The organism is Cupriavidus sp. CPT47-8839-RL05A (assembly GCF_058792255.1).
The window spans coordinates 103,501-123,705 of sequence record NZ_JBYTEG010000009.1 but is presented as its reverse complement, the minus strand read 5'-3'; the positions used below and the strand labels follow the sequence as shown (position 1 = coordinate 123,705).

General features: G+C 67.5%; 19 protein-coding genes. 15 read left to right on the top strand and 4 right to left on the bottom strand.

What is annotated here, in order from left to right:
- Positions 1–13 precede the first annotated feature (13 nt).
- Entirely contained in the window at positions 14–388 is a 375-nt protein-coding gene (locus tag AC3WVS_RS13115; RefSeq protein WP_492318967.1) for a ribbon-helix-helix domain-containing protein, read from the top strand.
- 18 nt (positions 389–406) lie between these two features.
- On the opposite strand, the gene AC3WVS_RS13110 is transcribed toward AC3WVS_RS13115, so the two are convergent.
- Positions 407–2,386, bottom strand: a complete 1,980-nt coding sequence (locus tag AC3WVS_RS13110) for a monovalent cation:proton antiporter family protein (RefSeq protein WP_492318966.1) — start codon at positions 2,384–2,386, stop codon at positions 407–409.
- Between the two features lie 141 nt (positions 2,387–2,527).
- On the opposite strand from AC3WVS_RS13110, the gene AC3WVS_RS13105 reads away from it, so the two are divergent.
- From AC3WVS_RS13105 to AC3WVS_RS13055, 11 genes are all read left to right on the top strand, one after another.
- Positions 2,528–3,511: a KpsF/GutQ family sugar-phosphate isomerase gene (locus AC3WVS_RS13105; RefSeq protein WP_010814391.1), complete on the top strand. Its 984-nt coding sequence runs from the start codon at positions 2,528–2,530 to the stop codon at positions 3,509–3,511.
- Positions 3,512–3,553: 42 nt separating this feature from the next.
- Positions 3,554–4,183, top strand: coding sequence for an LPS export ABC transporter periplasmic protein LptC (gene lptC, locus AC3WVS_RS13100; RefSeq protein WP_492318965.1), 630 nt, complete (start codon positions 3,554–3,556; stop codon positions 4,181–4,183).
- Positions 4,184–4,250: 67 nt separating this feature from the next.
- Positions 4,251–4,901 (top strand): lipopolysaccharide transport periplasmic protein LptA, encoded by a 651-nt coding sequence (gene lptA / locus AC3WVS_RS13095; RefSeq protein ID WP_492318964.1) that lies wholly within the window; start codon positions 4,251–4,253, stop codon positions 4,899–4,901.
- Positions 4,902–4,969: 68 nt separating this feature from the next.
- Positions 4,970–5,770 carry an LPS export ABC transporter ATP-binding protein gene (gene lptB / locus AC3WVS_RS13090; protein ID WP_492318963.1) on the top strand — a complete coding sequence of 267 codons (801 nt, stop codon included), beginning with the start codon at positions 4,970–4,972 and terminating at the stop codon, positions 5,768–5,770.
- Positions 5,771–5,904: 134 nt separating this feature from the next.
- Positions 5,905–7,386: an RNA polymerase factor sigma-54 gene (locus AC3WVS_RS13085; protein ID WP_439671233.1), complete on the top strand. Its 1,482-nt coding sequence runs from the start codon at positions 5,905–5,907 to the stop codon at positions 7,384–7,386.
- A 48-nt stretch (positions 7,387–7,434) separates the two neighbouring features.
- A complete protein-coding gene (gene hpf, locus AC3WVS_RS13080) occupies positions 7,435–7,785 on the top strand; it encodes a ribosome hibernation-promoting factor, HPF/YfiA family (protein ID WP_010814386.1) in 351 nt (116 codons plus the stop codon).
- 456 nt (positions 7,786–8,241) lie between these two features.
- Positions 8,242–8,697, top strand: a complete 456-nt coding sequence (gene ptsN, locus AC3WVS_RS13075) for a PTS IIA-like nitrogen regulatory protein PtsN (RefSeq protein ID WP_492318962.1) — start codon at positions 8,242–8,244, stop codon at positions 8,695–8,697.
- Between the two features lie 81 nt (positions 8,698–8,778).
- Complete coding sequence (gene hprK, locus AC3WVS_RS13070) at positions 8,779–9,750, top strand: HPr(Ser) kinase/phosphatase (protein WP_010814384.1); 972 nt, start codon at positions 8,779–8,781, stop codon at positions 9,748–9,750.
- Positions 9,751–9,912: 162 nt separating this feature from the next.
- The gene (locus tag AC3WVS_RS13065; RefSeq protein WP_492318961.1) at positions 9,913–10,305 is read left to right on the top strand and encodes a PsiF family protein; all 393 of its coding nucleotides are present in this window, start codon (positions 9,913–9,915) and stop codon (positions 10,303–10,305) included.
- Between the two features lie 118 nt (positions 10,306–10,423).
- Positions 10,424–11,308 (top strand): RNase adapter RapZ, encoded by an 885-nt coding sequence (gene rapZ / locus AC3WVS_RS13060; protein ID WP_010814382.1) that lies wholly within the window; start codon positions 10,424–10,426, stop codon positions 11,306–11,308.
- An 82-nt stretch (positions 11,309–11,390) separates the two neighbouring features.
- Positions 11,391–12,050 carry an LON peptidase substrate-binding domain-containing protein gene (locus tag AC3WVS_RS13055; protein ID WP_492318960.1) on the top strand — a complete coding sequence of 220 codons (660 nt, stop codon included), beginning with the start codon at positions 11,391–11,393 and terminating at the stop codon, positions 12,048–12,050.
- A gap of 31 nt (positions 12,051–12,081) precedes the next feature.
- Here AC3WVS_RS13055 and mutY read toward each other — a convergent pair whose 3' ends face one another.
- From mutY to mutM, 3 genes are all read right to left on the bottom strand, one after another.
- Complete coding sequence (gene mutY / locus AC3WVS_RS13050; RefSeq protein WP_492318959.1) at positions 12,082–13,260, bottom strand: A/G-specific adenine glycosylase; 1,179 nt, start codon at positions 13,258–13,260, stop codon at positions 12,082–12,084.
- 93 nt (positions 13,261–13,353) lie between these two features.
- Positions 13,354–15,306 (bottom strand): dynamin family protein, encoded by a 1,953-nt coding sequence (locus AC3WVS_RS13045; RefSeq protein ID WP_011614482.1) that lies wholly within the window; start codon positions 15,304–15,306, stop codon positions 13,354–13,356.
- A gap of 280 nt (positions 15,307–15,586) precedes the next feature.
- Positions 15,587–16,465, bottom strand: a complete 879-nt coding sequence (gene mutM / locus AC3WVS_RS13040) for a bifunctional DNA-formamidopyrimidine glycosylase/DNA-(apurinic or apyrimidinic site) lyase (protein ID WP_492318958.1) — start codon at positions 16,463–16,465, stop codon at positions 15,587–15,589.
- A gap of 153 nt (positions 16,466–16,618) precedes the next feature.
- Between mutM and AC3WVS_RS13035 the strand changes: the two genes are divergently transcribed.
- The 3 genes from AC3WVS_RS13035 to ispE all read left to right on the top strand — a co-directional run bounded on the left by AC3WVS_RS13035 (position 16,619) and on the right by ispE (position 20,148).
- The gene (locus AC3WVS_RS13035) at positions 16,619–18,574 is read left to right on the top strand and encodes a tetratricopeptide repeat protein (RefSeq protein WP_492318957.1); all 1,956 of its coding nucleotides are present in this window, start codon (positions 16,619–16,621) and stop codon (positions 18,572–18,574) included.
- Positions 18,575–18,667: 93 nt separating this feature from the next.
- Positions 18,668–19,261: a lipoprotein insertase outer membrane protein LolB gene (lolB, locus tag AC3WVS_RS13030; RefSeq protein ID WP_492318956.1), complete on the top strand. Its 594-nt coding sequence runs from the start codon at positions 18,668–18,670 to the stop codon at positions 19,259–19,261.
- Between the two features lie 8 nt (positions 19,262–19,269).
- Complete coding sequence (gene ispE, locus AC3WVS_RS13025; RefSeq protein WP_492318955.1) at positions 19,270–20,148, top strand: 4-(cytidine 5'-diphospho)-2-C-methyl-D-erythritol kinase; 879 nt, start codon at positions 19,270–19,272, stop codon at positions 20,146–20,148.
- Positions 20,149–20,205: the final 57 nt, after the last annotated feature.

Here is a 20,205-nt window from a genome sequence, read left to right as displayed (position 1 = left end):
CACGGGAGCATCCATGTGTGAAATCTTTATCCGCGCCAATCCGGCGTCGTACCAAAGCCAGTCGCGCTCGCTGCGCCTGCATGGCGTGGCCACCAGCATCCGGCTGGAGAGCCTGTTCTGGGAAGTGCTGGAAGAACTGGCGCGACGCGACGACATGACCGTCAACCAGCTGATCACGCGCCTGCACGATGAACTCACCGAACATCGGGGCAGCGAGGCGGTGGCGGGCAATTTCTCGTCCTTCCTGCGCGTGTGCTGCCTGCGCTACCTGATGCTGCAGGGCGAGGGCCGCATCCCGGCCGACGCCAGCGTGCCGATCCGGTCGCTGGACGCGCGCGCCGTGCTCGACAACCTGCCGGAATCCTGGGTCGAAGCGCGTTCCCACTGACGCATCCGGCGGCCCCGCTCAGCCGTTCAGGATGCGCGTCTCTGCCGCTTCCAGCGCCTCGGGCGGGCCGCGCAGCACCACGATGTCGCCCGGTTCCAGCACGGTCTCGGGCTCCGGGTCGAAGGCGCGGATGCCGCGCCGGCGCACCGCGGTCACTTCCACGCCGATCCGCTCCAGCCCCAGCACGCCAAGGCGCCGCCCCACCGCCGTGGATTGCGGCCCGAGCGACACGGAGTGCAGCCGCACCGAATCGCGCTCGACCATGTCCTCATCATCGTCGCGGCCGTGGAAATAGCCGCGCAGCAGGCTGTAGCGCGCGTCGCGCGCCTCCTGCACACCGCGCAGCACATGCCGCATCGGCACGCCAAGCAGCACCAGCGCGTGCGAAGCCAGCATCAGGCTGCCCTCGATGATCTCGGGCACCACCTCGGTGGCGCCGGCCTTCTGCAGCGTGTCGAGCTCTGAATCGTCCACCGTGCGCACGATCACCGGCAGCGCCGGCGCCAGTTCCTGCACGTGGTGCAGCACCTTGAGCGCCGATGGGGTGTTGGCATAGGTGACGATCAGGGCGGCGGCGCGGTGGATGCCGGCGGCGATCAGCGCCTCGCGCCGGCCCGCGTCGCCATAGACCACGGTATCGCCGGCCGCGGCGGCCTCGCGCACGCGGTCGGGGTCCAGGTCCAGCGCCACGTAGTTGATGCCCTCGCGCTCCAGCATGTGCGCCAGGTTCTGCCCGCTGCGGCCGAAGCCGCAGATGATCGCGTGCTTCTCGGTCTGCAGGCTCTGCGCGGCGATGCGGGTCATGTTCAGGGACTGCATCAGCCATTCGTTGGCGGCAAAGCGCAGCACGATGGCGTCGCTGTACTGGATCAGGAATGGCGCGGCCAGCATCGACAGCAGCATCGACGCCAGGATCACCTGGATCAGCACCGGGTCGACCAGGTTCAGGCCGTCGATCTGGTTCAGCAGCACGAAACCGAATTCGCCGGCCTGCGCCAGCCCCAGCCCGGTGCGGATCGCCACCCCCTGGCGCGAGCCGAAGACCCGCGCCAGCATCGCGATCAGCACCAGCTTGAACAGCACCGGCACCACCAGCAGCGCCAGCACCAGCCATACGTGGTCGAGCACCACGCGGATATTGAGCAGCATGCCGATGGTGACGAAGAACAGCCCCAGCAGCACGTCGCGGAACGGCTTGATGTCCTCTTCCACCTGGTGGCGGTAGGGCGTCTCGGAGATCAGCATGCCCGCCATGAAGGCGCCCAGCGCCATCGACAGGCCCAGCCGCTCGGTCAGCGCCGCCATGCCCAGCGTCACCAGCAGCAGGTTCAGCATGAACAGTTCCTGCGAGCGGCGCGCCGCCACCACGTGGAACCAGCGGCTCATCAGGCGCTGGCCCAGGAAGAAGATGACGCCCAGGGCCACCACGATCTTGACCGTGGCCAGGCCCAGCGCCACCATCAGGTCGCCCGGATCGCGCGACAGCGCCGGGATCACGATCAGCAGCGGCACCACCGCCAGATCCTGGAACAGCAGGATGCTGATGATATTGCGGCCCTGCTCGCTCTCAAGCTCCATGCGCTCGGACAGCATCTTGGAGACGATCGCGGTGGAAGACATCGCCAGCGCCCCGCCCAGCGCCACCGACGCCTGCCAGGACAGCGGGAACAGCCAGTTGAAAGCCCAGCTGGCCGGCACCACCGCCAGCATCGACAGCACCACCTGCGAGCCGCCCAGGCCGAACACCAGCCGCTTCATCGAGCGCAGCTTGGTCAGGTTGAACTCCAGCCCGATCGAGAACATCAGGAAGACCACGCCGAATTCGGCCAGGTACTTGGTCTGCGCGGTGTCGCTGGCCAGCCCCAGCGCATGGGGGCCGATCAGGATGCCGACGGCCAGGTAGCCGAGCATCGGCGGCAGCTGCAGCATGCGGAATGCGACCACGCCGAAGACGGCGGCGGCCAGCAGCACCAGGGTCAGTTCCAGCGGAGAATGCATCAGGCGGTCTGGGTGACCGGCCAGGCGCGCGGCCGACCCGGCACGGGCACCCTGCCGGCAAAATACGGCGAGCACGGCAAGCACGACGTGCGCCATGGGTCGGGCCAGGCGCCATCGCATTCGTTGGTATACTTCGTCGCCATGATAGCCAATTTCGATGCGGATCGAGCACTCAGGCTCGCCCGCGACACTCTCCAGACCGAAGCCGATGCGGTTTCCGCACTTTCCGGACGCCTGAACGGCGACTTTGCCCGTGCCGTGCTGCTGATCCTGCAATGCACCGGGCGCGTGGTCGTCTCGGGCATCGGCAAGTCCGGCCATATCGGGCGCAAGGTCGCGGCCACGCTGGCCTCTACCGGCACGCCGGCGTTCTTCGTGCACCCGGCCGAAGCCAGCCACGGCGACCTGGGCATGGTCACGCGCGACGACGTGCTGATCGCCTTCTCCAATTCTGGCGAGACCGGCGAGCTGCTGTCGATCATCCCGATCGTCAAGCGCATCGGCGCGCGGCTGATCTCGGTCACCGGCAACCCCGACTCCAACCTGGCCAAGCTGGCCGACGTCCACCTGGACGCGGCGGTCGAGAAAGAAGCCTGCCCGCTGAACCTGGCGCCGACGGCCAGCACCACCGCGGCGCTGGCGCTGGGCGATGCGCTGGCGGTGGCAGTGCTGGATGCGCGCGGCTTTGGCGAGGAAGACTTCGCCCGCTCGCACCCCGGCGGCGCGCTCGGGCGCAAGCTGCTGACCCATGTGCGCGACGTGATGCGTACCGGCAACGCCGTGCCCGAGGTGCGTGAAAACACCCCGCTGGCCCAGGCGCTGATGGAAATCACCCGCAAGGGCATGGCCATGACCGCCGTGGTGGACCCGGACGGACACGCCATCGGCGTCTTCACCGACGGCGACCTGCGCCGCCTGCTGGAAACCCCGCGCGACTGGAAGACCGTTCCCATCGGCGACGTCATGCACCGCAACCCGCACGTGGTCAACGAGAACCAGCTCGCCGTCGAAGCGGTGCAGGTGATGGAGGCCAACCGCATCAACCAGCTGCTGGTGGTGGATGACGACGGCCGCCTGACCGGCGCGCTGCATATCCACGACCTGACCCGCGCCAAGGTCATCTGAGCGGGCGCGGCCCGGCACAACCGGCACAACGCCAAGGACACCATGCAGGCACTCCTCGCCTCCCTCAGCGGCATCTTCATGCGGCTGCTGCCGCTGCTGCTGATGGCCTTCGTGGCGGGCAGCACGTTCTGGCTGGTCCAGATCAACTCCCCCAAGGAAGACCCGGCCGCGCAAAGCGCCAAGAAGCATGAGCCCGATTACTTCATGGACCGCTTCTCGGCCACTGAGCTGGCGCCGGACGGCAGCACCAAGATCCGCTTCACCGGCGAGCGCATGATCCATTTCGAAGATGACCAGACCTACGAGGTGACCCGGCCCGCCATGCGCGCGTACGAGCCGGACCGCCCGCCGGTCACCGCCCGCGCCGATATGGGCCGCATGAACGCCGAGGGCTCGGTGATCGACCTGTACGGCAACGGCTTCGTCATGCGCCAGCAGGGCGTGGACGTGTCCAAGGACCCGCAGCTGACCGCCGCATCCAGTTATTTCCAGCTGCTGGTCAATGACGACATCGTCAAGACCGACAAGCCGGTCAAGCTGACGCGCGGGCCGTCGGTGATGACCGCCAACGGCCTGATCTTCAACAACGTCACGCGCGAAGTACAATTGCTCGGCAATGTACGCGGCACCATCATCACCGGGCCGACCCCGGGCCGCGCGCCGGGGTCCTGAGCCCCGGCCCGGGGGCCGCACCAACCCGCACCAACGTACCCAGACGCCCTCAAGCAACCCTGCCAACATGACTGCTTCCCTGACGACATCGTCCCGTCGACGCACCGCCCCGGCCCTGCTCGCCCTGGCCATGGCCTTCGGCCTGCTGGCCCAGCCCGCCCTGGCCGAGCGCGCGGACCGCGACAAGCCGATGGTGCTGGAGGCGGACAACGCCAGCTACGACGACGTCAAGCAGATCTATACGCTGACCGGCAACGTGGTGCTGACCAAGGGCACCATGATCCTGAAGTCCGACGCCGCCGAACTGCGCACCGATCCCGAGGGCTACCAGTTCGCGGTGGCCACCGCCAAGCCGGGCAAGCAGGCCTACATCCGGCAGAAGCGCGAAGGCGTCGACGAATACATCGACGGCTGGGGCGACCGCATCGAGTACGACGGCAAGCAGGAGTACTCCAAGCTGATCGGCAATGCCCGCATGGCGCGCCTGCAGGGCGCCAAGCAGGTCGACGAGATCCGCGGCGCGGTGCTGACCTACGACAGCCGCAAGGAGTTCTACACGGCTGCCGGCGGCGGCAGCGGCGACGCCGCGGCCGCCAATCCGTCCGGCCGCGTACGCGCGGTGCTGTCGCCGCGCCAGGACCAGAAGGCCGGCGCCACGGGCAGCAGCGGCTCGCCGCTGGACCTGAAGCCGGCGCCCGCGCCTGCCAACAAACCCTGACGCCTGGCGCCGGCTGCGTGCATCGCATGCGGCCGGCGCCGGAAACGCCTGAACGCCAGACTGTGCCAATGACCGATACCGCAACCATCGCCGACAAGCCTTCCGTCGAAGCCTCCACCGTCCTTGCCGGCGGCAGCACCCTGGTCGTGCGCCACCTGAAGAAGCGCTATGGCTCGCGCACGGTGGTCAAGGACGTCTCGCTCGACGTGAAGAGCGGCGAGGTGGTCGGCCTGCTCGGGCCCAACGGCGCGGGCAAGACCACGTCGTTCTACATGATCGTGGGCCTGGTGGCGCTGGACGAAGGCGATATCGTGCTCGACGGCGACCACATCAGCGGCCTGCCGATCCACGAGCGCGCGCGCATGGGGCTGTCGTACCTGCCGCAGGAAGCCTCGGTATTCCGCAAGCTCAACGTCGAAGAGAACATCCGCGCGGTGCTGGAGCTGCAGCTGGACAAGGGCAAGCCGCTGGCCAAGGCCGAGATCGAGCGCCGCCTCGATTCGCTGCTCGACGACCTGCAGATCGCGCACCTGCGCAACAACCCGGCGCTGTCGCTGTCGGGCGGCGAGCGCCGCCGCGTGGAAATCGCGCGCGCGCTGGCGTCGTCGCCGCGCTTCATCCTGCTGGACGAACCCTTCGCCGGCGTGGACCCGATCGCCGTGGGCGAGATCCAGCGCATCGTCAGCTTCCTCAAGGCGCGCAATATCGGCGTGCTGATCACCGACCACAACGTGCGCGAGACGCTCGGCATCTGCGACCACGCCTACATCATCAGCGAAGGCACGGTGCTGGCCGCGGGCCAGCCCGAGGAAATCATCGCCAATGACGCAGTGCGGCGCGTCTACCTGGGCGAGAACTTCCGCATGTGATGCAGCGGCCTGCCATGGAGCGGCAGGCCTCTTCGCGGGCGCACGTGGGCCTGCCACAGCCAGCAGCGATCAGACCGCATAAGCGATAGCAATTTCCGTTCCAACAACGGAAAGATGCGCATAGAATAGGTCGCATGAAACCGTCGCTACAGCTCCGCCTTTCCCAGCATCTGGCCCTGACCCCGCAACTGCAGCAGTCGATCCGGCTGCTGCAGCTTTCCACGCTGGAACTGCAGCAAGAGGTCGAACAGGCGCTGACGGAAAACCCTCTGCTCGAACGTGAGAACGACTGGATCGAAAGCCCGCTGCGCGTTGCGGCCGACGGCTCGGTCAACCTGCAGAGCGCACCGGCGCCCGCGCCGGCAGAGCCGCAGGGCAATGGCGAGGCCCGCGCCGATGGCGCGGCTGACGACGACAGCTATGGCGACAGCGGCAACGGCGACGACTATGGCAGCGGCGACTGGAGCCTGGACGACTTTGCCCGCCGCCCCCAGGGCGACGAGGATGAAAAAACGCCGATGCAGCTGCGTGAAGCCGAGCCCACGCTGCGCGAGTACCTGATGGAACAGCTCACGCCGCTGAAGATCTCCGCGCGCGACAAGGGCCTGGCCATCTTCCTGATCGAATCACTCGACGATGATGGCTACCTGAGCGCATCGCTTGAGGAGATCTGCACGGAGTTGCCGGAAGAACTCGAGTTCGAGATCGAGGAAGTCCACGCCATCCTCACGCTGCTGCAGAGCTTCGACCCGCCCGGCGTGGGCGCGCGCAACGCCGCCGAGTGCCTGGCCCTGCAGTTGCGGCGCCTGACGCACCCGCAGCGCGAACTGGCCCTGAACATCGTGACCAACCACCTGGAGTTGCTCGCAGTACGCGACTACACGCGGCTGAAGAAGGCGCTGCAGGTCGATGAAGCGGCGCTGAAGTCCGCACACGAACTGATCCGCTCGCTGGCGCCCTACCCCGGCCATGCATACAGCCGCCCGGAGGCGGACTTCGTGGTGCCGGACGTGTTCGTGCGCAAGGGTGGCGGCGGCTGGATCGCGCAGCTCAATCCGGATGTGATGCCGAGGCTGCGCATCAATGACATGTATGCACAAATCCTGCGTGGCGCGAAGGGTGAGTCCGGCACCGCCGGGCTGCAGCAGAAGCTGCAGGAGGCGCGCTGGCTGATCAAGAACATCCAGCAGAGGTTCGACACAATCCTGCGTGTCTCGCAGGCCATTGTCGAGCGTCAAAAGAACTTTTTCAGCCACGGCGAAATCGCCATGCGCCCCTTGGTTTTGCGGGAGATTGCCGATACACTGGGTTTACACGAGTCAACCATCTCCCGGGTGACGACCAATAAATATATGGCAACGCCGATGGGTACTTTCGAACTGAAGTACTTCTTCGGCAGCCACGTGTCCACCGAAACCGGTGGCGCGGCTTCATCAACGGCCATCCGCGCCTTGATCAAGCAACTGATAGGAGCCGAAGACCCGAGGAATCCCCTTTCCGACAGTCGCATTGCCGAACTGCTGGGCGAACAAGGCTTCGTTGTCGCACGCCGCACCGTTGCCAAGTATCGCGAAGCCCTGAAGATCCCCGCAGTCAATCTCCGCAAGTCTTTGTAGCCGAGCCCACCGCCTGCCTGGTGAGGCTCTTTCAGAAGGAGAAGCGCTATGAACTTCAAGATCAGTGGACACCACCTGGACATCACGCCCCCTCTGCGTGAGTACGTGGAAACGAAGCTGGAGCGAATCGTCAGGCATTTCGATCAAGTCATTGGCGTTAGTGTGCTGCTCTCTGTCGACAACCATAAGGAAAAGGACCGGCGTCAGTACGCGGAAATCAATCTACATCTCAAGGGCAAGGACATCTTTGTCGAAGCGCATCACGAAGACCTGTATGCAGCGATCGACGCACTCGTCGACAAGCTGGACCGTCAGGTGATCCGCTACAAGGATCGCGTGCAAGGCCACGACCGCGAAGCGGTCAAGTACCAGATGGCCGCAGCGCAAATGCAGCAATGACCGTGCCCGGCAGCCCCGCAGCGGGCTGCTGAATCAGGATTGAACAGGCAAGCCGCGCCACGAAGCGCGGCTTTTTTGCGCCCTCGCGTTCCCGGTTGCCGCCGGCATGCCGCGCCCGCACTGGCGGCGCGGCCCGGCTGTGGCGCCGGAGCCAATGCTTTTCACCCGAATGAGCAAGGGTGTTCGCAAGCGCTGCGCCAAGGTGTATGCTGCGCCATACAAAGAGAGGGAATCCTGGCCGTGCCCCGCACCGGTGCACCGGCTCCCCGCCGCGGAGGCACGATTGCATCACCATGTATCGTTCTGCACCGGCTTGCCCCGTTGCGCTGCACAATGCGGGAGTAGTCGCTGCTCTATAATGGGCCGGACGCCTCCGGCCAGGCCAACGGCAGGCCGGAGCCAGCCCACTGCCCGGCGGAACGGTCCGCCCGCTAACTGAAATCCTGCGCATCGCCCATGAATCGTTTGGCCAAATTGCTGCCACCCGGCAACATCACCCTCGACGTCAGCGTCACCAGCAAGAAGCGTGTGTTCGAGCAGGCCGGGCTCCTCTTCGAGAACAACCATGGTGTGGCGCGCGCCATCGTGACGGACAACCTGTTCGCGCGCGAGTCGCTTGGATCCACCGGCCTGGGCGCCGGCGTGGCAATCCCGCACGGCCGCATCAAGGGCCTGAAGCAGCCGCTGGCCGCGTTCATGCGCCTGGCCGAACCAATTCCGTTCGAATCGCCCGATGGCAAGCCGGTATCGCTGCTGATCTTCCTGCTGGTGCCCGAACAGGCTACGCAGCAGCACCTGGAAATCCTGTCCGAAATCGCGCAACTGCTTTCCGACCGCGACATGCGTGAAGGGCTGGCCACGCTGCCCACGCCCGATGCCGTCCATCAGTTGCTGATCACATGGCACCCCTGATCCCCTGATCCCCCAAGCGGGCCGGCACCAGACCGGGCAGGCGCCAAGGCGCTTCGCAAACCGCCCCACCAGTCATACCGCATGGAACTCACCGGCGTCACCTCCCAGTCCATCTTCGACGACAACGCAGCCGACATCAAACTCTCGTGGGTGGCCGGCCTGGAAGGTGCGGACCGCGCCTTCGACGTGGAGTTCGCCCGCGAAGCCACCTCCGCCGCCGACCTGGTGGGCCACCTGAACCTGATCCACCCCAACCGCATCCAGGTGCTCGGCAAGCCCGAGATCACTTATTACCAGCGGCTGGACGACGAGACCCGCAAGCGCCAGATGGGCGAGCTGATCCTGCTGGAGCCGCCCTTCCTGGTGATCGCCGACGGCATGGAGCCGCCGCCCGACCTGGAACTGCGCTGCACGCGCTCGTCCACGCCGCTGTTCACCACGCCGGTGTCGTCGGCCGCGGTGATCGACCACCTGCGCCTGTACCTGTCGCGTATCTCCGCGCCGCGCGTGACCATGCACGGGGTATTCCTCGACATCCTGGGCATGGGCGTGCTGATCATGGGCGAATCGGGCCTGGGCAAGAGCGAACTGGGCCTGGAACTGATCTCGCGCGGCCACGGGCTGGTAGCCGACGATGCCGTGGACTTCGTGCGCCTGGGGCCGGATTTCATTGAAGGCCGCTGCCCGCCGCTGCTGCAGAACCTGCTTGAAGTACGCGGCCTGGGCCTGCTCGACATCAAGACTATCTTCGGTGAGACCGCGGTGCGCCGGAAGATGAAGATCAAGCTGGTGGTGCAGCTGGTGCGTCGCAATGACGGCGAGTTCGAGCGGCTGCCGCTCGATTCGCAATACCTCGACGTGCTGGGCCTGCCGATCCACATGGTCAAGATCCAGGTGGCGGCCGGGCGCAACCTGGCCGTGCTGGTCGAGGCCGCGGTGCGCAACACCATCCTGCGCCTGCGCGGCATCGATACGCTGCGCGACTTCATGGACCGGCAGCGCGCCGCGATGCAGGCCGATGCGGTTTCGCGCGGCCAGGGCCGCCTGCTCTGAGCGCCAGCGTTTTCATTTGCTTACAACGACGTTGACGCAGAACGTCAACGTTCTTCAGGCATGCTCCGTTTTGTGCTGTAATGGGCATCGCGCCCGTTACGGAAGCTGCAACGCCGGCAATGGCGCGCGGCCATGAAGTTTTCCACACCCAGGAGAGCAAGCATGAAGAAACTGATCGCGATGTGCGCGCTGGTCACCCCGATGATCGCCGCCAGCGCATTTGCGCAGACCACTGCCACGCCGGCAACCCCCGCCACGCCAGCCAAGCCAGCGGCCACCGCCCCGGCAACACCGGCCATGCCTGCCACGCCTGCCACCCCGGCTAACCCGGACAAGCCCGCAGCCAATTCCCAGCAGGACAAGATGAAGGCCTGCAATACGCAAGCCGCCGGCAAGAAGGGCGACGAACGCAAGGCGTTCATGAAGGAATGCCTGTCCAAGGGCGCATCCAAGACCCAGCAGGAGAAAATGGCCTCCTGCAGCAAGTCGGGCAAGGGCAAGAAGGGCGACGAATACAAGGCCTACATGAAGGAATGCCTGTCCAAGGCAGCCTGAGCCGCAACCAGTTCCGCAAGCTGACGCCAAAAGCATGGCGAACCGCGAGGTTCGCCATGCTTGCTTTTGCGCGTGGTGTCATGACGCCTTCATCACGTGATGCTATGCTTCAGGTGCTATGCGCATCATCCTCATCACCGGCATATCCGGTTCCGGCAAGTCCGTCGCACTGAACGTGCTCGAAGACGCAGGCTACTACTGCGTGGACAACCTGCCGGCTCAGTTCATCCCGGAACTGACCCGCTATCTCGACAGCCAGGGCTATACGCACCTGGGCGTCGCCACTGACATCCGCAGCCGCGAGTCGCTCGACCAGTTGCCCGACACCGTGCGCGCGCTGGCCGCGGAGCACCAGGTCGAGGTGGTGTTCCTGACCGCCAGCACCGATGCACTGGTGCAGCGCTACTCCGAGACGCGCCGCCGCCACCCGCTCTCGGTCCGTACCGACGGCGTGCCGGGCCCGGGTGGTGAACCCGCCTTCAACGACACCGCGTTGATGGAAGCGATCGAGATGGAGCGCGCGCTGCTGAGCCCGCTGGCCGAGGCCGCGCACCGCATCGACACCAGCAATGTGCGCACCAATACGCTGCGCAGCTGGATCAAGGAGCTGATCCGCGACGACAGCCAGCGGCTGACGCTGCTGTTCGAGTCGTTCGGCTTCAAGCACGGCGTGCCCAGCGATGCGGACATGGTGTTCGACGTGCGCTCGCTGCCCAACCCCTATTACGACCTGGCCTTGCGCCCGCTGACGGGGCGCGACACGCCGGTGATCGACTTCCTGCAGGCCCAGCCGATGGTGCTGGCAATGGCCGAGGATATCCGCGCCTACGTGGAAAAGTGGCTGCCAAGCTTCATTGCCGACAACCGCAGCTACCTGACCGTCGCGATCGGCTGCACCGGCGGCCAGCATCGCTCGGTCTATATTGCGGAAAGGCTTGCCAACTACTTCCGGGCGCATGGTAATGTGCTGGTAAGACACCGAGAGCTCGCACCGGCGGGCTGACGCAGGCGGGACTGCCAACTGGCATCTGCGCGCCGCGTTGGCCGGCTGGCCCATTGCTGCGCGATACCCAAGCTGGCACTGCATGTCCTCGACCGACCTCTACCGTCCCACGGGATCAGAAGATCCGCCGCGGACGCTCGACAACCTGCCGCTGTTCCCGTTGCACACCGTGCTGTTTCCCGGTGGACGGCTGCCATTGCGCGTGTTCGAGGCGCGCTATGTCGACATGGTGCGCAACTGCCTGCGCGACAACACGCCCTTTGGCGTTTGCCTGATCGAAAGCGGCGAGGAAGTGGCCCGGCCGGACCAGCCCACCGTGCCGGAACCGGTCGGCTGCCTGGCGGAGATCGTCGACTGCAACATGGAACAGCTGGGCGTGCTCTTGATCCGCGCGCGCGGCCGCGAGCGCTTCCATATCGTCAGCCACGACACCCGCGACGACGGCCTGCTGGTCGCCCGCGCCGAGGTGCTTCCTCCCGACATCATCGACTGCAAGCTGGAGCTGCTGGGCGAATGCCTGGATGCGCTGCGGCGCATTGTCACGCGGCTGCATGCCGAGCAACCCGACCGGCTGCCGTTCGACGAGCCCTACCTGTGGGACGACCCGAGCTGGGTCGCCAACCGGCTGTGCGAGTTGCTGCCGGTGCCGCTCAAGGCCAAGCAGATGCTGATGGCGCTGCCCGATGCCGGCATGCGCATCGAGATCGTGCACCGCTACATGCGCCAGAACCACATGCTCTAGGCGCGGATCCCGCAGATGCGCCTGCCAGGCTTCAGAACAGCCCGCCGCGCGCCTGGTCCTCCAGCAGCCTGCGCACCGGCGCGGGCGTCCCCACCGCATCGAGATCGTCAAGCGAGATCCAGCGCTGCGCGGCTTCCGCGGCGCCGCCCTGCGCCATCAGGCTTGCGCCGTCCGCGCTCACATCGACCCGGATGGCACGGATCAGCAGGCGGAAGTGCGTGAACACGTGGGTCAGCTCGCCGGTCAGCGCGGCGCGCGCGGGCTTGCCGAAGGCGCGGGCATAGTCGAGCGCCGCCGCCTCGGCGGCTTCCGCGTCGAAGGGCACGCTGTCGACCGGCATCTCCGGCAGGCTCCACAAGCCGCCCCAGATGCCGCTGCCCGGGCGCAGGCGCAGCAGCACTTCGCGCTGGCGCCGCACCAGCAGCATTACCGTGCTGCGCTCGGGGATGGCCGCGCGCGGCTTGGGCGTGGGCAGCACGCCGGTGAGCCCGTCGCGGCGCGCCACGCAGTCGGCCGACAGCGGGCACGCACCGGCATCGGCCAGGCAGGCCGGCTTGCCGCGCGAGCACACCGTGGCGCCCAGGTCCATCAGCCCTTGCGTATAGGCGATCATGTCCTCGGCCTGGCGCGGGCCTGCGGCCGGCAAGGCCAGCTCGGCCAGCTGCCACATGCGCGTTTCCACCACGCGCTCGCCCGGATGGCCGTGGATGCCGAAGCAGCGCGCGAACACGCGCTTGACGTTGCCATCCAGGATAGGAGAACGCACGCCGGCGCTGAACGCGGCGATCGCCGCGGCGGTGGAGCGGCCGATGCCGGGCAATGTGGCCAGCACCGCGGGATCGGTCGGGAAACGGCCACCATGCTCGCTCACCACCTGCATGGCGCAGCGGTGCAGGTTGCGTGCGCGCGAGTAATAGCCCAGCCCCGCCCACAGCGCCATGACCTGGTCGGCAGGCGCCGCCGCCAGCGCCTGCACCGTGGGCAGCTGCGAGACAAAGCGCTGGAAGTAGTCGATCACCGCGCTCACCTGGGTCTGCTGCAGCATGATCTCCGACAGCCAGATGCGGTACGGGTCGCGCGTGTTCTGCCACGGCAGGTCGTGCCGGCCATGCTGGCGCTGCCAGTCGACCACGCTGGCGCCGAAGTCGGGCGGCACGCAGATATCGTCGGGGATGGCGGGAACGGCGCGGGGGGCTGGTTTGCGGGGCATCTGGGTAAAACGTTCTGAAGCGCGGGGGCGCGCGGCGCACCAAAGAAAAAGGCGCCGCTAAGTGCGGCGCCACATGATATACCGGCTTCAGGATCAGGCCACCGCAAGGCTCGCGCTGTCGGCTGCAGCCGTCGGCCGCAGCAGCCGCTGCGCGTAGCCCTCGATACGGCCGCTGCGCTCGTCCAGGCCGTTGAGCACTTCCTCGAGCTCGGCAATGCGGCTTTCCAGCGTGTCGGTGGCCTCGTGGATGCGCTCGATCGAATCGACGCGCCGGCGCAGCTGCTTCTGGTGCTCGCGCACCTGCGCTTCCAGCGGCGTCATTACCGACTTTAGCCAGACCTCGATATCGCGGTTCAGGTCGCGGAAGTTCTCCAGCACGCGGCTGGCCATGGTGCTGAAGGCGCTCTGGACCAGCTGCGGGCGCGAGCGCGTCAGCATGCTGACCGTGCCGAAGTGCGCATGCACCAGGCGCAGCGTTTCCTCAAGCTCGGCCACGTAGCGCTCGGCAGTGAACTGCATCGGTGCGGGCAGCGTGAAGCCGTGCTCGGCGTTGAAGCGCCGGTACATGCTTTCGATCAGCTGGTGCAGCTGGCCGATCTTGTTGTCGGCATCGGTCACCAGCCTGGTCAGCTGCGCAAACAGCGCGTCCATGTCTTCGCGCAGTCCGCGCGAGAAGAAGCGCTCTTTCATCTGCTCGCGCGCGCTGCGCATGGTCAGGCGCACGTCGCGCAGTTGCAGGCTCTTGATGATGTCGGCACTGTGGCGGCCGAAGACCAGGCGCAGCGCCTGGAACTTGCTGATGCTCTGCTCGAACTCTTCCTTCTCGCCCTGCACCCGCATCAGCATGTGCTTGACCATCGCGTGGTTCTTGCCGCGCAGGCCGCGCAGCTCGAACAGCTGCTCGACGATATCGCGGCGGCGGCTCTGCAGCAGCTGCTGCGCGGCGCGCGCCATATCCTGCACCAGCCGGTGCGCCTGGTCCGAGACGATCTCGCGCCGGCGCGGGATCAGCTGGTCGGACAGCACGTGCTCGAACTCGGGCAGGCCGCTGCGCGCCAGCAGCTCGTCGTCGTGCGTGACCTTGGCCACCAGGCCCTTCTGCGCCGATACCGGATAGACGCGCGACTGTTCGATGCCCAGCACCTGCGCGGTGGTGGACACCTGCCGCGCGATCTCCTGCGCGATCTCGCCCGGCTCGCGCAGCGGATCCCACAGCCCGTCGATCTTGTTGAGCACCGCCAGGCAGCCGCGCCGGTGGCCGGCGCCGACATGGCTGCGCCACAGCTCCAGGTCGCTCTTGGTGACACCCGCATCGGCGGCCAGCACGAACACCACCACATGGGCGTCGGGGATCAGCCGCAGCGTCAGCTCGGGCTCGGTGCCGATCGCGTTCAGGCCGGGCGTGTCCAGGATCACCAGGCCCTGGCGCAGCAGCGGGTGCGGGAAATTGATGACGGCGTGGCGCCAGCGCGAGATCTCGACCATGCCCTCGGCATCGACCGCGTAGGCGGCATCGGGATCGTTCTCGTGGTACAGGCCCAGCGCCTCGGCCTGCGCGGGAGGCACGCGCACGGTCTGCACCACGTGCTGGAACGCAGCCAGCATGCCCTCGGGCGAAGACGGGTCCAGCGGCACCGAATGCCAGTGCGAAGCCGAGGTGCCGGCCTCCAGGAAGTCGGCGGTAGAGGCCTCCTGCAGGCGTGTCTCGATCGGCAGCAACCGGATGCACGGCGGCTCGGCCTCGTCATAGCGCAGCTCGGTCGGGCACATCGTGGTGCGCCCCGCCGACGACGGCAGGATGCGGCGCCCGTAGTCGGCAAAGAAGATGGCGTTGATCAGCTCGCTCTTGCCGCGCGAGAACTCGGCAATGAACGCGACCTTGAGCCGGTCGCTGCGCAGCACGCTCTGGATGCGCTGCACGCGGTCATCGGCCTGGGCGTCGTACAGGTCGTGCTGCTGCAGCCAGGACTGGAATTCGGCCAGTGACTGGAGGACCCCGGTTCTCCAGGCGCCGTATTGTTCGAATTGGTGGGCGAGCGTTGTCATGGAGCTGTTCGGCTGACTTGGTTTTACCTCGGGGCACGCCGCTTGCGCGCTGCGCCCGTGTTCGCACAATGCCGGCCTGGCCACTGCCTACCCTGCAAGCGGTTGGGCCGTTTTGTAACTTTTTATGACTGCGCACACGATACAGGTTTCCACGGCGGTTTTGTGGAATTCACGCCCCTCCGTAATGGCTTGCACAAGGAGTGTTGCGCCGACCCATCGACAATCGCCGGCGGCGCGCATTGTGCGCCACACGGCGCCTGCCCGGGGTGGCCGCCAAGGCTCAGTGCTGGCAGTTCGGGCAGTAGAAGGTGGAGCGCTGGCCCTGCACGATCTGGCGCACCGGCGTGGCGCAGACCCGGCACGGCTGGCCGGCGCGGTCGTAGACCAGGCAATCAAGCTGGAAATAGCCGCTGGCGCCGTCGCTGCCGACAAAGTCGCGCAGCGTGCTGCCGCCGCGCTCGATCGCCTGCGCCAGGGTCTCGCGCACCGCCTGCGCCAGGCGGTCGCAGCGCGCGCGGCTCAGGCGCCCGGCCGGGGTGGTCGGGCGGATGCCGGCGCGGAACAGGCTTTCGGACGCATAGATATTGCCCACGCCCACCACGATGGCGCCGGCCAGCAGCACGGTCTTGATGGCGGCGCTGCGCCCGCGCGTGTGGCGGTGCAGCCAGGCGCCGTCGAAGGCAGGATCGAAGGGCTCGATGCCGAGCGTGCGCAGCAGCGGGTGCGACGGCAGTTCGGCCTCGGGCAGCGTGCTCCACAGGATGGCGCCGAAGCGGCGCGGATCGCGGAAGCGCAGCACGATGGTGCCCGCTTTGGTATCCACCGCGGCGCCGGACGCCGGCGCCAGCACCAGGTCAAGGTGGTCGTGCGCGCCAGGCGGCGGCGCCTCGGGCAGCACCCGCAGCGTGCCGGTCATGCCCAGGTGGACCAGCAGCCAGCCGGCCGGCTCGCCCGCCGCCTCGCTCACGCATTCCAGCAGCAGGTATTTGCCGCGGCGCTCGATCCGGCGCACCACGCGCTGGGCCAGCCGCATTTCCAGTTCCGGATCGACCGGCCAGCGCAGGCCGCGGTGGCGCACCGTGACCGCGGCGATGCGCCGTCCCACCACATGCGGCAGCAAGCCGCGCCGGGTCACCTCGACCTCGGGCAATTCTGGCATCGAACCTCTCCGTTGGTTACCGCTCAAAACTCCAGCGGCGCCTGCGGGCACCGGCCTGCGGCGCCAAGCAGCGCATTGTAGCGGCAGGCTACAATGCCCTTATCAATGCGCTTTCTCCCATCCCTCGCCAGCGCGCGCCGGAGCAATCACTACATGTCGGACCTCATGCCGGACCTGATGCCGGACTCCACATTGCAAGCCACCGCGGGCGGCCTCCCGATCGCCTTTCCAGGCGCCGTTTCCCGCACAGCGCGCACGGCTGGCGCCCTGGCCCGGTTTTTCCAGGCGCCCCGCCGCCATGCGCGTGCGCTGGCCGCCTCGGCATTGCTGGCCCTGGCCGCCGGCACCAGCCACGCCGCGCCGCCTGCGGGCGCCATGCCATTGCCATCGGCACTGCAGCTGGCCGCGGCCGAAAGCGAGCGCCCCGCCGCCGCCAAGCCCGCACGCAGCGCGCTGCCGTCGCTGGAGCTGACCGACGACATCGTCTATATGGTGCTGGCCGCGGAGATTTCCATGCAGCGCGGCCTGGTCGGCCCGGCCTACCGGACCTACATGGAACTGGCCCGGCAGACCCGCGACCCGCGCTTCGCGCAGCGCGCCACCGAGATCGCCTTCAATGCGCGCATCCCGCAGCAGGCACTGGACTCCGCGCGCCTGTGGAAGGAGATTTCTCCGACTTCGCCCGCGGCAGCGCAGGTGCTGTCGACGCTGCTGGTGCTCAACGGGCGCTGGGACGATGCCCGGCCCCTGCTGCAGCAACAGCTGGCGGCGGTGCCGGCCAGCCATCGCGGCGAGGCCATCCTGCAGCTGCAGCAGCAGCTGTCGCGCACCAGCGATGCGGCCGGCGCGGCCACACTGCTGCAGGACCTGACCAAGAATGACACCAAGCTGCCGGAAACGCAGCTGGCCCTGGCGCGCGCCAGGGAAGTCGCCGGCGACGAGCCGGGCGCGCTCGCCGCGCTCGACCAGGCATTGCGGCTGCGCCCGGGCTATGAAGCGGCCGCGCTGATGGCGGCCGAGCTGCGCGCCGAGAAGCAGCCGGACGAAGCCGTCGCGATCCTGAAGCGCTTCCTCGACAAGTCGCCCGATTCGGTCAACGGCCATATCACGCTGGCGCGGCTGTACCTGCTGCGCAACGACATGCAGTCGGCCCGGCAGGAGTTCGAGACCCTGCGCAAGGTAGCCCCGGGCGACCCGCGCGTGCCGCTGGCATTGGGCCTGACCAGCCTGCAGGCCAAGAGCTACGGCGAGGCCGAGCAGTACCTGAAGGAATACCTGCAGCTGGTCGAGAAGCAGCCCACCGCCAACCCCGACATTGCCTACCAGTACCTGGCGCAGATCGCCGAGGAGCGCAAGGACTACGCCGGCGCCATCCGGTGGCTGGACCGCATCGAGGACATCCGGCTGGCGCCCGCGGCGACCGCCAAGCGCGCACAGCTGCTGGCGCGCATGGGCAAGCTCGACGACGCCCAGGCGCTCTTCGGCGAGATGCTCACCGACGCCGAGGACATCTCCGATCCTGGCCAGCGCGCGCAGCGCATGACCGCCATCCGCCAGGCCGAGGTGGCCACGCTGATGGAAAGCAAAGCCTATGACCGCGCCCGCAAGCTGCTCAACGACCGCATTACGGCCGAGCCCGACAACGCCGACTGGATCTACGAACTGGCCATGCTCGACGAGCGCCAGAAGCGTTACGACAGCATGGAGAAGGGCCTGCGCAAGGTGATTGCGCTGCAGCCGCAGCAGAAGCAGGGCTACAACGCGCTGGGCTACTCGCTGGCGGACCGCAACGAGCGGCTGCCGGAGGCGCTCAAGCTGCTGGAGCGCGCCTCCGAGCTGGGGCCGGACGATCCGTACATCATGGACAGCCTGGCCTGGGTCAAATTCCGCATGGGCGACCTGCGCCCGGCGGCCGACCTGCTGCGCAACGCCTATTCCAAGGCGCCCGAGGCCGAGATCGGCGCGCACCTGGGCGAGGTGCTGTGGCAGCTCGGCGAGCATGACGAAGCGCGCAAGACCTGGACCGAGGCCGTCCGCATCGATCCCGAGAACGAGACCCTGGTCGACACGCTGCGCCGCTACAAGGTCAACGTGCAAGTGTCCAAGTAACCCCGCCCGCCGCGGCCCGCAGCCCGGGTCCGCGGCGCCGGATTTCCGTCAGCCGGCGGACGCCGCCGCGCCGCCGTTCTCACGACCAAGCCTATGAACCGATCCCGACGCCTGGCGCTCTTCTGCCTTGGCGCCCCGCTGCTGCTGCAGGCGTGTGCCAGCGTGGCACCGTCGCGCAGCTTTGATGGCGACCAGGCCGCCGCCAGCCAGCAATACACCGGCCGCTTCTCCGCCAACTACGTGCGCTACGGGCGCGACGAAGGCGTGCAGGGGAGCTTCCGCTGGGAAGAACAGGGCCGCAACGTGCGGCTGGACCTGGTGTCCCCGCTCGGCCAGACCCTGGCCGTGGTCACCGCAACGCCGTCCGGCGCCACGCTCGACCTGCCCAACCAGCCGCCGCGCAACGCGCCTGAGGTCGACACCCTGATGGAGGAGGCGCTCGGCTTTGCGCTGCCGGTGGCCGGCATGCGCGACTGGCTGCACGGCCGCGCCACGCAGGGCGCGCCCGCGCGCACCACGCGCGACGAGCAGGGCCGGCTGGCCACGCTGGCGCAGAACGGCTGGACCGTACGCTACGTCGCCTGGCAGGACGCAGCCGCCCAGCTGCCGCGCCGCATCGACCTGGCGCGCGACGCCGGCAGCAATCCGCTGTCGGTGCGCCTCGTGATCGATCCCCGGACGCCGTGAACCACGCCATGCATCGCAGCCAGCCCCTGCCCCCGCCCGAACTGCGCGACTGCCCCGCGCCGGCCAAGCTCAACCTGTTCCTGCACGTGACCGGCCGCCGCGCCGACGGCTACCACACGCTGCAGACCGTGTTCCAGCTGGTCGACTGGTGCGACACGCTGCATTTCCGCCGGCGCGACGACGGCGTGGTCGCACGCGTCACCGACGTGCCCGGCGTGCCGGCCGAGACCGACCTGGTGGTACGCGCCGCGCGCGCGTTACAGGCGGCCACCGGTACCACGTTCGGGGCCGACATAGCCATCGACAAGGCGCTGCCGATGGGCGGCGGCATCGGTGGCGGCTCGTCCGATGCCGCCACCACGCTGCTGGCGCTGAATCACCTGTGGGGACTGGGCCTTGCGCGTGCCGAACTGATGCGCATCGGGCTGGCGCTGGGCGCCGACGTGCCAGTATTCGTGTTGGGCCAGAACGCCTTTGCACAGGGCATCGGCGAGGACCTGACGCCAGTCGAGTTGCCCGAGAGCTGGTTCGTGGTCATCCACCCGAAACAGCATGTCCCCACTGCTGAAATTTTTTCGGACGAGTGCTTGACAAGGGATACGCCGCTCTCCATAATTGCGGTCTTCGCTGCTCGCACAAACAAATTCGATTTCGGTCGCAACGACCTGGAACCGATAGCAACAGCGAAGTTCGGCGAAGTCGCCCGAGCCCTGGCATGGCTGAAGCAACACAATCAGCATGCCAGGATGACCGGTTCCGGAGCCTGCGTGTTTGCGCGTTTTCCCGACGCAGCAACAGCGCAGCAGGTTTTGGAAAGGTTGCCTCCCGAATGGGACGGCAGGTGTGTGCGCAGTCTGGCACGTCATCCGCTCGCAGCGCTCGCGTAGCAAGTTTTCGTTCGGCGCGGTACGGCAGTCTGGTACCACGAAGAACGGCCCGGTTGT

Bases quoted from the DNA above. Each gene is read 5' to 3' on its own strand.
- ispE (WP_492318955.1), top strand. From the start codon at position 19,270: ATGCATCGCAGCCAGCCCCTGCCCCCGCCCGAACTGCGCGACTGCCCC.
- hprK (WP_010814384.1), top strand. From the start codon at position 8,779: ATGGAACTCACCGGCGTCACCTCCCAGTCCATCTTCGACGACAACGCA.
- hpf (WP_010814386.1), top strand. From the start codon at position 7,435: ATGAACTTCAAGATCAGTGGACACCACCTGGACATCACGCCCCCTCTG.
- AC3WVS_RS13085 (WP_439671233.1), top strand. From the start codon at position 5,905: ATGAAACCGTCGCTACAGCTCCGCCTTTCCCAGCATCTGGCCCTGACC.
- AC3WVS_RS13105 (WP_010814391.1), top strand. From the start codon at position 2,528: ATGATAGCCAATTTCGATGCGGATCGAGCACTCAGGCTCGCCCGCGAC.
- mutM (WP_492318958.1), bottom strand. From the start codon at position 16,465: ATGCCAGAATTGCCCGAGGTCGAGGTGACCCGGCGCGGCTTGCTGCCG.
- AC3WVS_RS13110 (WP_492318966.1), bottom strand. From the start codon at position 2,386: ATGCATTCTCCGCTGGAACTGACCCTGGTGCTGCTGGCCGCCGCCGTC.
- lptB (WP_492318963.1), top strand. From the start codon at position 4,970: ATGACCGATACCGCAACCATCGCCGACAAGCCTTCCGTCGAAGCCTCC.
- AC3WVS_RS13115 (WP_492318967.1), top strand. From the start codon at position 14: ATGTGTGAAATCTTTATCCGCGCCAATCCGGCGTCGTACCAAAGCCAG.
- mutY (WP_492318959.1), bottom strand. From the start codon at position 13,260: ATGCCCCGCAAACCAGCCCCCCGCGCCGTTCCCGCCATCCCCGACGAT.
- AC3WVS_RS13045 (WP_011614482.1), bottom strand. From the start codon at position 15,306: ATGACAACGCTCGCCCACCAATTCGAACAATACGGCGCCTGGAGAACC.
- AC3WVS_RS13035 (WP_492318957.1), top strand. From the start codon at position 16,619: ATGTCGGACCTCATGCCGGACCTGATGCCGGACTCCACATTGCAAGCC.
- AC3WVS_RS13065 (WP_492318961.1), top strand. From the start codon at position 9,913: ATGAAGAAACTGATCGCGATGTGCGCGCTGGTCACCCCGATGATCGCC.
- rapZ (WP_010814382.1), top strand. From the start codon at position 10,424: ATGCGCATCATCCTCATCACCGGCATATCCGGTTCCGGCAAGTCCGTC.
- lptC (WP_492318965.1), top strand. From the start codon at position 3,554: ATGCAGGCACTCCTCGCCTCCCTCAGCGGCATCTTCATGCGGCTGCTG.
- lptA (WP_492318964.1), top strand. From the start codon at position 4,251: ATGACTGCTTCCCTGACGACATCGTCCCGTCGACGCACCGCCCCGGCC.
- lolB (WP_492318956.1), top strand. From the start codon at position 18,668: ATGAACCGATCCCGACGCCTGGCGCTCTTCTGCCTTGGCGCCCCGCTG.
- AC3WVS_RS13055 (WP_492318960.1), top strand. From the start codon at position 11,391: ATGTCCTCGACCGACCTCTACCGTCCCACGGGATCAGAAGATCCGCCG.
- ptsN (WP_492318962.1), top strand. From the start codon at position 8,242: ATGAATCGTTTGGCCAAATTGCTGCCACCCGGCAACATCACCCTCGAC.